This window comes from Streptomyces tremellae (genome assembly GCF_039540215.1).
In the GTDB taxonomy this organism is placed as follows: Bacteria; Actinomycetota; Actinomycetes; order Streptomycetales; family Streptomycetaceae; genus Streptomyces; species Streptomyces tremellae.
On the sequence record NZ_BAABEP010000074.1, the window covers coordinates 1 to 12,363 of the forward strand.

Genomic DNA, 12,363 nt, shown 5'->3' on the forward strand with positions numbered 1-12,363 from the left:
GGGGCGTGCGCGCGGGGGCGCGGACGCCCCGGGACGGGCGGGGGCCGGGGCCCCGGGTGGAGAGCGCGGCGGGCCCCGGGCGCGGTGTGCGTCCGGGGCCCGCCGTCGGTGCGCGGTCCGCGATCAGGCGGTCGGCTTGTCGCCCTCGCCCTCGGCGGGGGCCTCGGCGCCCTCGGCCGCCTCGACGGTCTCCGTGGCGGCCTCGACGGTGTCGGCGGCGTCACCGGACTCGGCGGACTCCTCCTCGTCGTCGTCCAGGTCGACCGTCTCGCCGTTGGTGTCGACGACCTTCGCCGCCTCGACGACCACCGCGAGCGCCTTGCCGCGGGCGACCTCGCCGACGAGCATCGGCACCTGGCCGCCCTCGACGACCGCCTGTGCGAACTGGTCGGGGCTCATGCCGGAGGACTGGGCGCGGCGCATGAGGTGCTCGGTGAGCTCCTCCTGGTTCACGTTCAGCTTCTCCTTGTTGACCAGCTCGTCCAGGATGAACTGGGTCTTGATGCCCTTGACCGCCTGCTCGGAGGTCTCGGCGTCGAACTCCTCCTGGGTCTTGCCCTGGATCTGGAGGTACTGCGCGATGTCGATGCCCATCTGCGGGAGCTGGTGGTGCTCCAGGTTGTGCTTGCGGGTCTCGACCTCGTCCGCGAGGAGCTTCTCCGGGATCGGCACCTCGACCAGCTTCAGCAGCTCGTCCAGGACACGCTCCTGCGCCTGCGTCGCCTGGTCGTACCGCTTCATCGACTCCAGGCGCTTGCGGCTGTCGGCGCGCAGCTCCTCCAGGGTGTCGAACTCGCTTGCCATCTGGGCGAAGTCGTCGTCGAGGTCAGGCAGCTCGCGGGCCTTGACCTCGGTGACCTTGACGGTGACCTCGGCCTCCTTGCCCTCGGCGGAGCCGCCCTTGAGCACGGAGGTGAAGGTGGCCTCGCCGCCGGCCTCAAGGCCGGTGACGGCGTCGTCGATGCCGTCGATCAGGTCGCCCGAGCCGATCACGTAGTCGATGCCGCTCGCGACGCCGTCCTCCAGGACCTCGCCGTCGATCTTCGCCTCCAGGTCGACCGTCACGACGTCGCCCTCGGCGGCGGCGCGCTCGACCGCGGTGGTGGAGGCGAAGCGCTCGCGGAGCTGCTCGACGGACTTGTCGATGTCCTCCTCGCCGACCTCGGCCGCGTCGACGGTGACCTCGATGCCGGAGTAGTCCGGGATCGTGATCTCGGGGCGGATGTCGACCTCGGCGGTGAAGGAGAGCAGCTCGCCGTCCTTCAGCTCCTTGATGTCGACCTCGGGCTGGCCGAGGACGTTCAGCTCACCCTCGTTGACTGCCTCGGTGTAGAACTTCGGGAGGGCGTCGTTGACGGCCTCCTCCAGCACAGCACCGCGGCCGAAACGCTGGTCGATGACGCGGGCCGGGATCTTGCCCTTGCGGAAGCCCTTCACCGTGACCTGCTCGTTGATCTTCTTGTACGCCGCGTCGAGGCTGTCCTTGAGCTCCTCGAAGGGCACCTCGACAGTGAGCCGAACCCGGGTCGGGTTCAGGGTCTCCACGGCGCTCTTCACGGTTCGGTCTCCTTGGTGGCTGATTCCTGGATGTGCCGGCCGCGCGCCGGCGAGATCGGACGGGATCGTCTGCGGCGGCCTGCTGATCGGCCCGGCTCCTGGGGTCCTCGGAGACACGTCAGACACGCGGGCACGCAGCTTGCATAGTAACCGCAAGCAGGAAGCGCCCCACAATGCGATCCCGGGTGCGCACGGGAATGGCGACTTGTCGGGGTGGCCGGATTCGAACCGACGACCTTCCGCTCCCAAAGCGGACGCGCTACCAAGCTGCGCCACACCCCGTCGGTGCGACACGTAGGGTACATGCCCGGGGGCGCCGCGTCGGACCTCGTCCGCGGCCGGGGCCGCGCACGCCGGTGCGCGGGGAACCGGCGTGCGGGAGACACCGGGGAACCGCTACGATGCTCTGCGTACGCGCTCGGACGGCCCCTCGCGGGGCGGGCCGGGCTCGCGCGGGCGTAGCTCAATGGTAGAGCCCTAGTCTTCCAAACTAGCTACGCGGGTTCGATTCCCGTCGCCCGCTCCGGTGCCCACGGCGGCACCCCACGCACGGCAGGTACGGGCGACGGCCCGGCGGGCGAGCAGCGCCCGCCGGGCCGTCGTTCGTTGTATCGGGTCGCGGGCCGGGCCCGGCGCCGCCAGGACGGCCTGGCCGGGCCGGGCACGGAGGGGACCGGTCTCAGAAGTGGATCTGGCTGATCGTGTCCCCTATGGAGTTCATGAACCTGTTCACCGACGGCGCGATGTCCGTCGAGGCCAGGAAGAAGCCGAAGAGGATCGCCACGATGGCGGGTCCGCCCTTGATGGACTTACTGCGGATCATCAACACCAGGATGATCGCCAACACCACCGCCACGGACACTGAAACGGCCATAACTGATCACACCCTCGGTCGGTCCGCCTAGCCGGCCGCGGGACCGCGCTCCGTCTCGCACCCCGCTGGTCACCATCGTGCCATCAACCCCTGGGTGCGCGCTGCCGCGTGACGAATCATCGACGGCGAGAACGCGCCATCCCTCAGTCTCCGCAAACCGTCGCAACTGCAACGATCCTCCACGGCGCGCCGCGCGAACACCCCCTCACGGGCAGGGGAGTCGGGGGGGGGACCTGAGGTTTTCTGAGAATCCTGAGAATACGGAAAACGATCTCCCGCGATCGTTTCAGGACCCGCACAGGCAATGCACAGCAGGTGTGCGCCACCCGCTCCTGGGCAGTCGCGGGCAATGGGAGGACCGCGACAAGGGTCGGCAGGGCGAGGCGAAATGCCCGCTTGAAGATGGATTAATCAGGGCATAGTGCACGGTTGTTGTCGGTTTCGCGTTCCAGCGGGCCACGCGTCGGGGCGGTTTTACGAAATCCTTTGGGCAGGTCTAGGGTGCGTCAAATGGTTCAGGCGTCACAGGGATATGAGAAGACCGCCCGGCCGCGCGACGGGCAACAGGAATCCGGCCCTCCGGCCGTCGCGAACGCATCGACCGCGGTGGCCGACACGCCGCAGGGCGACACCGGCGGGTCCCCGCCGCGAACGGCAGCGGGACATGTGACGTCCGCCATCCCCCGCTCCCCCGGGGCGGTTTCCGGCGCCGGGCAGGCGGTCGCGCCGAAGAAGCGCGAGGCGTTCTTCGACAACGCGAAGTACCTGGCGATCGTCCTGGTCGCGGTGGCCCACTCCTGGGAACCGATCATGGACGGCAGCCGCGCCACCAAGGCGCTGTACATGGTCGTCTACACCTTCCACATGCCGGCGTTCATCGTGATCTCCGGTTACTTCTCCCGCAGCTTCGCGGCCAAGCCGCACCAGATGAGGCGGCTGGTGACCGGCGTCGCCGTGCCGTACATCGTCTTCGAGACCGCGTACTCGCTGCTGAAGTGGGTCGGCGAGAAGCCGCACGAGCTGAGCATCAGCCTCCAGGACCCGTGGTTCCTCACCTGGTTCCTGATCGCGCTGTTCGTCTGGCGGCTGACCACGCCACTGTGGCAGGCGATCCGGCACCCGCTGCCGGTCGCCCTCGTCGTGGCCGCGCTCGCGTCCTTCTGCCCGTCGATCGGCAACGACCTCGACCTCCAGCGGGTGCTCCAGTTCCTGCCGTACTTCGTGCTAGGACTGTGTCTGAAGCCCGAGCACTTCCAGCTGGTGCGGCGGCGCGAGGTGCGGCTGCTCTCGGTGCCGATGTTCCTGTTCGCGCTGGCCTTCTCGTACTGGATCGCGCCGAGCTTCGCGTCCGGCTGGCTGTTCCACAACGCCAGCGCGCAGCAGCTCGACCACGCGTGGTGGACGGGACCGCTGATGGAACTGGGCCTGTTCTGCTGCTCGCTGCTGATGACCGCGTGCTTCCTCGCCTGGGTGCCCGGCCGCTCCATGTGGTTCACCGTGCTGGGCGCGGGCACGATCTGCGGCTATCTGCTGCACGGCTTCGTGATCAAGACCGCCGGGTTCGCCGGGGTCTTCGACGACCACCCGTGGCTGAGCGCGCCCGCGGGCGAGGCCGTGGTGTCGGTGACGGCCGCCGTCGTGGTGACGGCGCTGTGCACGCCACCGGTGCGGCGGGCCTTCCGCTGGGCCACCGAGCCCGAGATGGCGTGGGCGTTCCGCGGCTCGAAGTGACCGCGGGCCCGGCCGCGGGGCGGCCGGGCGAGGGGCGGGTGTACGGCCGGTGCGGCGGGTTGAGGCCGCGCCGGCCGTACGCCGTCGCGGACCCGGCGCACAGGGACGTACGGCGGGCCGCTGCGGGCGGGTGTGCGCGAAGGGGCCGGGCGCCCGGCGGTCCGGGTGCGGGCGGGGCGGCCGGGCGGTCCGGTGCGGACCGGGTGTACGTGCGGGGCCGCCGGAGCGGGTGTCCCGCGGCCGGTCGGGCGTCAGTCAGGCGGGGGCGTCGGCGTCGCGGGTGACCAGGAGGAGCGCCCGGTCGTCGTTGACATCCTTGGCGACGGCCTCGATGAGGTGCCAGGCCGCGCCCTCGAAGCCCGCCTTGACGTAGCGGTCGGCCGCGCCGGTGAGGCGGTCGATGCCCTCGCCGAGGTCGCGGCCCGGCGCCTCGACCAGGCCGTCGGTGAACAGCATCAGCACGTCGCCGGGGCGCAGGGCGCCCTTCACCGGGTCGAACTGGGCGCCGTCGTACACCCCGAGGAGCGGGCCCTCGCCGGACTTCTCCTCCCACAGCCCGGTGCCCGCGTGCAGTTGGAGAGCGGGGAGGTGGCCTGCGGAGAGGAGTTCGTAGTCGCCGGAGTCGAGGTCGAGCACGAGGTGGATGGAGGTGGCGAAGCCCTCGTCCCAGTTCTGCCGCAGCAGGTAGGCGTTGGCGGCGGGGAGGAAGCCGTGCGGCGGCAGGGAGCCGAGCAGGCCGCCGAACGCGCCGGACAGCAGCAGCGCCCGCGAGCCCGCGTCCATGCCCTTGCCCGACACGTCGGTGAGGACGACCTCCAGCGTCCTGCCGCCGTGGGTGCGGGCTGCGACGACGAAGTCGCCTGAGAAGGACTGGCCGCCCGCGGGGCGCAGCGACCACTCGCGGTACCAGCCCTTGGGAAGGCTGGGCAGCGCGCTCTGTACGCGGATCCGCTCGCGCAGGTCGAACAGCATGGTCCCGCCGCGCCGCCACGGCACTCCGACGCGCGCCCTGAACTGGGCGAGCAGCAGCCCGAAGAGGCCGCAGGCGGCGACCACGAGGACCGCGCCGGGGGTGACGCGCCCGGGGCCCTCGTTGTACGGGCCGAGCACGATCGCCTCGATGATCAGGGCGGCGGCGGACGCCGCGTACAGGCCGAGGAGGCTCGCGGGCCGCAGCAGCAGCCCGCCGGCGACGATCGGCACGGCCAGCGCGGTCGGCGCGCACCACAGGGGGATCGCCAGGGTGGTGACGGTGATCGCGGGGACGAGCAGCAGCAGCCCGGCCATGGCGATCCAGTCGGAGCCGTCGCCGCGGAAGTAGTCGACGCCGGATCGGCGCAGGGCCATGCGGACCCGGTGCAGTCTCCTGCGGATCCGGGCCGCCTGCGATTCCGCTCCCGCAACACCGGCCATGGTGGTTGGACCCTATCGATCTGTACGCCCGCCGTGCAGAGGGGGCCCATTGTGTTCGATATCGGGGCGCCGCGGCAGACGGCGGCCGTCACTGGCCGGTACTGCGGCCGTCCTGGCCGGTACGCGCGGGTCCAGGTCCGGCCGGGCGGGTGCGGTCGGGGCGGGAAATGGGCGGGCGGGCGGCGGTGGCGCGCGGGTACGCTGCGGCGATGCGCACCCGACTCCGCCTGGCCGCCTATGCCGTCCTGGTGAGCGACGGCCGGATACTGCTCTCGCGGCTCGTGCCGCACCTGCGGGACCGGTCGGCCGCGGGGCTCTGGACGCTGCCGGGCGGCGGGGTCGACCCGGGCGAGGACCCGTTCGACGCGGTCGTGCGCGAGGTCGGGGAGGAGACCGGGCACCGGGCGCGCATGACGGCGCTGCTCGGCGTGGACTCCCTGGTGCGCGACGGCCTGCACAGCGTGCGCGTGCTGTACGAGGGCGAGGTGACGGGGGGCGAGCTGCGGGCCGAGCCGGACGGGTCCACGGACCTGGCGGCCTGGCATCCGCTGGACGCGCTCCCGGGGCTGCCGCACGTCGAACTCGTCGACGCGGGGCTGCGGCTGTGGCGGGAGCGGCCGCCGGCCGGGCATCTGGGGCAGGGGTCACCGCGGTAGCACGACGACGTACGCGGCGGGCTCGCGGTCCTCGGCCGCCATCAGCGCGGTGCGCACGACCACGGCCTGCTGCTCCGGCGCCTCGCGCAGTCCGCGCGGGGTGAGGTGGACGACGGTGATGCCGAGCCGCTCCAGGTGCTCACGCTTGGCCGCGCCCGCCTCGAAGCCCGCGTCGTCCTCGAAACTGCCGCAGAACCGCGGTGCCCGGGTGTCGAGTTCGACGGCGAGGCCCTGCTCGGGCCAGTAGGCGTCCACGCCGCCGAGGTGCGGTCCCCCTGGCAGCCTGAGGTCGACGTTCCACACCGGCTCGGGCAGGCCGTGCCCGCGCACCAGCGCGTAGAGCCGCTCCTCGGCGCGTGCCCTGCCCTCGGCGAGCAGCGCGTCGACCGCGCCGACGACATGGGGCAGCGCGAGCAGCCGGGCACGCGCCAACTCGGCGACGATCACGCCGGGTTCGCAGTGCCCGTCGCGTACCGCCTCGGTCAGCACGCGGCGTACAACGCCGGTGCCCGGCAGCCCGGCGACGGCGTCCGCGAGGGCGCGGGCGACGGGCGCGACGGCGAGCCCCGCGATGCGCTCGGGCTCAGGCAGCGCGGCGGCGCGCAGCAGCCGGACGAAGCCGGTGGAGCGCAGCCGCCTGGTGCGCGGCACGAGGACGTCGAACGCCTCCTGCGAGGGCAGCGGGGGCACGGAGTCGAAGCCGTGGACGGCGAGCGCCGCGAGCCCCGTGAGCAGCGCGGGAGGCCGGTCGCTCCCCCGGCCCCGCTGGGCGGGCACGGCGCGTCCCGCGTACAGCAGCGCGGCCCTGAGCAGATCGTCCTGTGTGGCCGCGCCCCGGTGCAACAGGTAGACGCCGGGCAGCAGTTGCTGCCAGGGGCCGCCGGGGCGGCAGTGCGCGGACACGGTGGAGGCGGGGATGCCGCGCTCCCGCAGCTGGGCCGCCGTGAGCAGGCGGGGCACAGGTGTGTCCGCGATCCCGCCGTGGGCGGGTGCGGCGGTGCGTGCGGGGGTGAGGGGGGCGCTGTTGTTGTTCATGCAACCGGTTCTCCCCCGTCCCGTCCGTCTCGGTAACCCCTGTTACAAGGGCGTTGCGCAAACCGGACAAGCCCGTCCTAAAGTACGGGCGTTCGAATGCCGAGGTAGCCATCACCCGTTCGGGTCAAGGAAGTTGGCGCGCCCCGCCGGACGGCGGGGCGCGCTCGCGCTCAGGCGGCGGCGTCGCACTCCTGGGCGCGCAGGGCGCGGGCGAGGTCGTCCGCGGCCTCGGCGACGAGGCGGCGCAGCGCGGGCGCGGCCTTCTCGTGCCCGGCAAGCCAGTCCTGGGCGGCGGCCAGCGTCTCCGGGTCGTCCCGCAGGTCGGGGAAGAGGCCGCGCACGACGAGCATGCCGATCTGGATGGACCGCTCGGCCCAGACCCGTTCGATGACGGCGAAGTACTTCTCGGCGTAGGGGGCGATCAGCTCGCGCTGGCCGGGCTGCGCGAACCCGGCGATCGTCGCCTCCACCAGCGCGTTGGAGAGGGTGTCCGACTCGACGAGGGCCTCCCAGGCGGCGGCCTTGACCTCGGCGGAGGGCCGGGAGGCGAGGCAGCGGACCTTGTGGCGCTCGCCCGACGCGGTGGCGTCGCGGGCGAGTTCGGCCTCGACGGCGGCCTCGTCGGCCCGGCCGTGGGCGGCGAGCGGGCCGAGGAAGGCCCAGCGCAGCTCCTGGTCGACGTCGAGGCCCCGCACCTTCTCCGTGCCGTCGAGCAGGGCCCGGCACAGCGCCAGTTCCTCGTCGGACGCGGCGGTCCTCGCGAAGAAGCGGGCCCAGGTGAGCTGGTGCTGGCTGCCGGGCTCGGCGGCGCGCAGCTCGCGCAGCGCGCCCTGGGCGAGCAGCCGGCCGCCCTCGGTGCGCCAGGCGGGCGCCGCGTAGTGGACGAGCGCGGACTCGGCCCAGGAGTGGAGCATCTGGAGCACGCCGATGTCGCTCTCCCGGCCCGCGTGGGCGAGCACGAGCGCGATGAAGTCGCGGGCGGGCAGCAGCGCGTCACGGGTCATGTTCCACAGCGCGGACCAGCACAGCGCCCGTGCCATCGGGTCGGTCACGGAGCCGAGGTGGGCGCGGAGCGTGTCGAGCGAGGCCGCGTCGAGCCGGGTCTTGCAGTAGGTGAGGTCCTGGTCGTTGACGAGCACCAGGTCGGGGCGCTCGGCCCCGGCGAGCGCGTCGACGACGGTGCGGGGTCCCGACACGTCGGCCTCGGTGTGCGCGTAGGCGGTCAGCCCGCCGTCCCTGGAGCGCCGGTAGAGACCCACGGCCACGCGGTGCGGGCGCAGTTCGGGGTGTGCCTCGGGCGCGTCCTGGACGACCGCGAGTTCCTGGACGCGGCCCTCGGCGTCGTAGAGCACCTGCGGCGTCAGGGAGTTGACGCCGGCGGTCTGGAGCCACGAGCGGGCCCAGCCCGCCATGTCGCGGCCCGAGGTCTCCTCCAGGACGGCGAGCAGGTCGCCGAGTTCGGTGTTGCCGTAGGCGTGCCGCTTGAAGTAGCGCCTGGCGCCTTCGAGGAACGCGTCGCGGCCCACGTACGCCACCAGCTGCTTGAGCACGGAGGCGCCCTTGGCGTAGGTGATGCCGTCGAAGTTGAGCTTGGCGTCCTCCAGGTCCCGGATGTCGGCGGTGATCGGATGGGTGGAGGGCAACTGGTCGGCGCGGTAGGCCCACGCCTTGCGGTTGTTGGCGAAGGTGATCCAGCCGTTGGTGAAGCGGGTGGCCTCCACCATGGAGAAGGCGCCCATGAAGTCGGCGAAGGACTCCTTCAGCCACAGGTCGTCCCACCAGCGCATGGTGACGAGGTCGCCGAACCACATATGGGCCATCTCGTGCAGGATGACGTTGGCCCGGCGCTCGTAGGACGCCTGGGTGACCTTGCCGCGGTAGACGTACTCCTCGCGGAAGGTGACGAGGCCCGGGTTCTCCATGGCGCCGAGGTTGTACTCGGGCACGAACGCCTGGTCGTACTTGCCGAAGGGGTACGGGTAGTCGAAGTGCTCGTGGAAGAAGTCGAGGCCCTGCTTGGTGACGAGGAAGATGTCGTCGGCGTCGAAGTGCTTGGCGAGGCCCTTGCGGCACATCGCGCCGAGCGGGATCTCCAGCTCGGAGCCGTCCGCGAGGGTGCGCCTGTAGGTGTCGGTGACGTAGTGGTACGGGCCCGCGACCACGGCCGTGATGTACGAGGAGATCGGCTTGGTCTCGGCGAAGCGCCACACTCCGTCGGCGCCCCTGGCGCCCGCGCCGTTGTTCCACACCTGCCAGCCCTCGGGCGCCCGCACCTCGAAGCGGTAGGGCGCCTTGAGGTCGGGCTGCTCGAAGGTGGTGCAGACGCGGCGGGCGTCGGCGGGCTCGTACTGCGTGTAGAGGTAGACCTCGCCGTCCTCCGGGTCGACGAAGCGGTGCATGCCCTCGCCCGTCCTGCTGTACGCGCACTGCGCGTCCACGACGAGTGTGTTCTGTGCGGCGAGGCCGTCGAGGGCGATGCGCGCGCCGTCGAAGACGGCGGCCGGGTCGAGGGAGCGTCCGTTGAGCGTCACGGCCGTCACGGACGGCGCGATCAGGTCGGCGAACGTGGCGGCGCCCGGCCGCGCGCAGGCGAAGCGGAGCGTGGTGACGGAGCGGAACGTGCGCGGGCCCTCGGCCGGCCCCTCTCCGACGGCGGACCTCAGGTCGAGGGCGACCTCGTAGCCGGTGACGGAGAGCAGTTCTCCCCGCTCACGGGCCTCGTCGCGGGACAGGTTCTCTCCAGGCACGGGGCAGCAGCTCCTTCACGGCGCGCGGACATCGCGGAAACAGCCAGATCCTCGCATGTCGGTGCCGGGTGACCGGCATGCGGTCGCCGCGGGCGGCCCGGCGGCCGGTGCGGGAATGGCGGAGACGGCCGGGTGCGTTCCCGCTTCGTCGGGGTGTGCCCGTATGGAGCTTTTCGAGGAGAGACATGTCGGAGAAGACGCCGGTCGACTTCTGGTTCGACCCGCTGTGCCCGTGGGCGTGGATGACCTCCCGCTGGGTGCTGGAGGTCGAGAAGGCCCGCGATCTGGACATCCGGTGGCACGTGATGAGCCTGGCGGTGCTCAACGAGCCGCGGATCGACGAGATGCCCGAGGAGTACAGGGAGCTGATGGAGACCACGGCGTGGGCGCCGGTGCGGGTGGTCGTCGCGGCGCAGCAGAAGCACGGCGACGAGGTCGTGGGGCCGCTCTACACCGCGCTCGGGACCCGATTCCACAACAAGGGCGAGGGCCCCACCCGCGAGGCCGTCGCGGGCGCGCTCGCGGACGCGGGGCTGCCCGCCGAGCTGATCGAGTACGCCGACTCGGACGCGTACGACACGGAGCTGCGCGCCTCCCACAAGGAGGGGATCGACAAGGTCGGCCAGGAGGTCGGCACGCCGGTCATCGCGGTGCCGGGCGCCGACGGCGGCCAGATCGCGTTCTTCGGCCCGGTCGTGACGCCCGCCCCCAAGGGCGAGGAGGCGCTGAAGCTGTGGGACGGCACGCTGATGGTGGCGTCCGTCAAGGGCTTCTACGAGATCAAGCGGACGCGCACGCAGGGCCCGATCTTCGACTGACGCGCCGCGGGCGCCCGGGGCCGCCCGGCCGGGGATCTCTGGGCCGGGGCCCGGTCGGGCGGCGCCGGGAGGGACGGGGTGCGCCGGGGCGGGGCGGCTGCCGACAAGGGGGCGGGGCGGGCTTTGTGGGGCTCCGACGAACGGGTCGCCGGGGCGCGTGGGTTACCGTCGAAGCGAATTCGACCAGTTGTCCGATCTCACTCCGCGGAGCCCCCATGAGCACCGTCGCGCCCACAGCGGCCGCCTCCCGCGCCGGCGTACTCGCCGACCTGATTCCCGCAAGCCGCAGCCGTGACATCGCGCTCGTCGCCGGGGGCGCCGTGCTCACCGGGCTCGCCGCGCAGCTGTCCGTGCCCGTCCCGGGCTCCCCGGTGCCGGTGACCGGGCAGACCTTCGCCGCGCTGCTCGTCGGCACCGCGCTCGGGGCGCGCCGCGGGTTCCTCTCGCTCGCGCTGTACACGGTGCTCGGCATGGCGGGCCTGCCGTGGTTCTCCGGCGGCACGTCGGGTCCCGGCGGCGCCTCGTTCGGCTATGTGCTGGGCATGCTCGCGGCGTCCGCCGTCGTCGGCGCGCTGGCGCGGCGCGGCGGCGACCGCTCGGTGCTGCGCACCGCGGGCACGATGGCGGTCGGCTCCGCGGTCGTGTACGCGATCGGCGTGCCGTACCTCGCCCTGTCGGCCGGGATGTCGGTGGGCGCGGCGATCGCGGCGGGCCTCGTGCCGTTCCTCGTCGGGGACGCGCTCAAGGCGGCTCTCGCGATGGGCGCCCTGCCCGGCGCCTGGAAGCTGGCGGGCCGCCGCGGCTGACCCGCCACCGGACCCCGGCGAGGCCCCGCTCCCCCACCCGGGGGCGGGGCCTCAGGCGTGCCCGGCGCCGCCCGTCGCGCGCAGGCGGACCCCGTCGAGGATCGCGCCGAGGCCCTCGCCGAACCGCGTGTCGGGCGGGGTGGCCTCGAAGTCGGCGAGGGCCTCGGCCAGTCCGGGGAAGGCGCCGGCGGCCTCCACCGCGCGCTCCGGGTTCCAGCGGCCCGCGGCGCGCAGTTCGTCGCGGGCCTGCTCCTCGATGGTGTGGCCGAGGACGAAGTGCAGGGTGGCGAAGGCCGTGCTCATGGCGCGCGGGCGCGGCAGGCCCGCGTCGGTGAAGGCGGCGAGCAGGCCGTTGCCCACGCGCAGGGTGTGGGCGCCGTCGACGAAGGTGCCCGCGTGCAGCCGCGCGCCGTCGCGGTGGGAGCGCAGGGCGTCGCGCAGGCCCCGGGCGAGGGCCGTGGCGCGCTCGTCCCACGGCAGGGACGCGTCCGGCTCGGGCACCCCGGAGACGACTTCCTCCGCCATGGCGTCGAGCAGGGTGCGCTTGTCCGCGAAATGCCAGTAGAGCGCCGAGGGCCGGACGTCGAGCGCGGAGGCGAGCCGGCGCATCGTGAGGCCCGCGAGCCCCTCCTCCTCAAGGAGTCGCATGGCTCCGTCGAGCACGTCGGACCGCCTCAGCCGCATGGTGTCTCCGTCTTTCTCTTCCGGGTCTTTCTCTTCCGGGGG

The 12,363-nt window shown here is 72.8% G+C and carries 10 protein-coding genes and 2 tRNA genes; 5 read left to right on the top strand and 7 right to left on the bottom strand.

Annotated elements, in window-relative coordinates:
• Positions 1-123: 123 nt before the first annotated feature.
• Both tig and ABEA77_RS30150 read right to left on the bottom strand, forming a co-directional pair.
• Complete coding sequence (tig, locus tag ABEA77_RS30145) at positions 124-1,557, bottom strand: trigger factor (protein WP_345654575.1); 1,434 nt, start codon at positions 1,555-1,557, stop codon at positions 124-126.
• A gap of 208 nt (positions 1,558-1,765) precedes the next feature.
• Positions 1,766-1,839: transfer RNA gene (locus tag ABEA77_RS30150), tRNA-Pro, on the bottom strand.
• Between the two features lie 170 nt (positions 1,840-2,009).
• On the opposite strand from ABEA77_RS30150, the gene ABEA77_RS30155 reads away from it, so the two are divergent.
• Positions 2,010-2,080: transfer RNA gene (locus tag ABEA77_RS30155), tRNA-Gly, on the top strand.
• Positions 2,081-2,236: 156 nt separating this feature from the next.
• On the opposite strand, the gene ABEA77_RS30160 is transcribed toward ABEA77_RS30155, so the two are convergent.
• On the bottom strand, positions 2,237-2,431 hold the full coding sequence (locus tag ABEA77_RS30160) for a hypothetical protein (protein WP_225022957.1): 195 nt from the start codon (positions 2,429-2,431) through the stop codon (positions 2,237-2,239).
• A 510-nt stretch (positions 2,432-2,941) separates the two neighbouring features.
• Between ABEA77_RS30160 and ABEA77_RS30165 the strand changes: the two genes are divergently transcribed.
• Positions 2,942-4,162, top strand: coding sequence for an acyltransferase family protein (locus ABEA77_RS30165; protein WP_425588419.1), 1,221 nt, complete (start codon positions 2,942-2,944; stop codon positions 4,160-4,162).
• A 255-nt stretch (positions 4,163-4,417) separates the two neighbouring features.
• Here the strand turns inward: ABEA77_RS30165 and ABEA77_RS30170 are convergent, their stop codons facing one another.
• The gene (locus tag ABEA77_RS30170; RefSeq protein WP_345654585.1) at positions 4,418-5,575 is read right to left on the bottom strand and encodes a SpoIIE family protein phosphatase; all 1,158 of its coding nucleotides are present in this window, start codon (positions 5,573-5,575) and stop codon (positions 4,418-4,420) included.
• A 209-nt stretch (positions 5,576-5,784) separates the two neighbouring features.
• On the opposite strand from ABEA77_RS30170, the gene ABEA77_RS30175 reads away from it, so the two are divergent.
• Positions 5,785-6,231 (top strand): NUDIX hydrolase, encoded by a 447-nt coding sequence (locus ABEA77_RS30175; protein ID WP_345654588.1) that lies wholly within the window; start codon positions 5,785-5,787, stop codon positions 6,229-6,231.
• Here the strand turns inward: ABEA77_RS30175 and ABEA77_RS30180 are convergent.
• Positions 6,220-7,266, bottom strand: coding sequence for a hypothetical protein (locus ABEA77_RS30180; RefSeq protein WP_345654590.1), 1,047 nt, complete (start codon positions 7,264-7,266; stop codon positions 6,220-6,222). The genes ABEA77_RS30175 and ABEA77_RS30180 overlap by 12 nt on opposite strands.
• Before the next feature lie 170 nt (positions 7,267-7,436).
• Positions 7,437-10,013: an aminopeptidase N gene (gene pepN / locus ABEA77_RS30185; protein ID WP_345654593.1), complete on the bottom strand. Its 2,577-nt coding sequence runs from the start codon at positions 10,011-10,013 to the stop codon at positions 7,437-7,439.
• 185 nt (positions 10,014-10,198) lie between these two features.
• Here pepN and ABEA77_RS30190 point away from each other — a divergent pair, with 185 nt between their 5' ends.
• On the top strand, positions 10,199-10,831 hold the full coding sequence (locus tag ABEA77_RS30190) for a mycothiol-dependent nitroreductase Rv2466c family protein (protein WP_345654596.1): 633 nt from the start codon (positions 10,199-10,201) through the stop codon (positions 10,829-10,831).
• 215 nt (positions 10,832-11,046) lie between these two features.
• Positions 11,047-11,637 (top strand): biotin transporter BioY, encoded by a 591-nt coding sequence (locus ABEA77_RS30195; RefSeq protein WP_345654599.1) that lies wholly within the window; start codon positions 11,047-11,049, stop codon positions 11,635-11,637.
• Between the two features lie 51 nt (positions 11,638-11,688).
• Here ABEA77_RS30195 and ABEA77_RS30200 read toward each other — a convergent pair whose 3' ends face one another.
• Positions 11,689-12,321: a TetR/AcrR family transcriptional regulator C-terminal domain-containing protein gene (locus ABEA77_RS30200; protein WP_345654602.1), complete on the bottom strand. Its 633-nt coding sequence runs from the start codon at positions 12,319-12,321 to the stop codon at positions 11,689-11,691.
• Positions 12,322-12,363 lie beyond the last annotated feature (42 nt).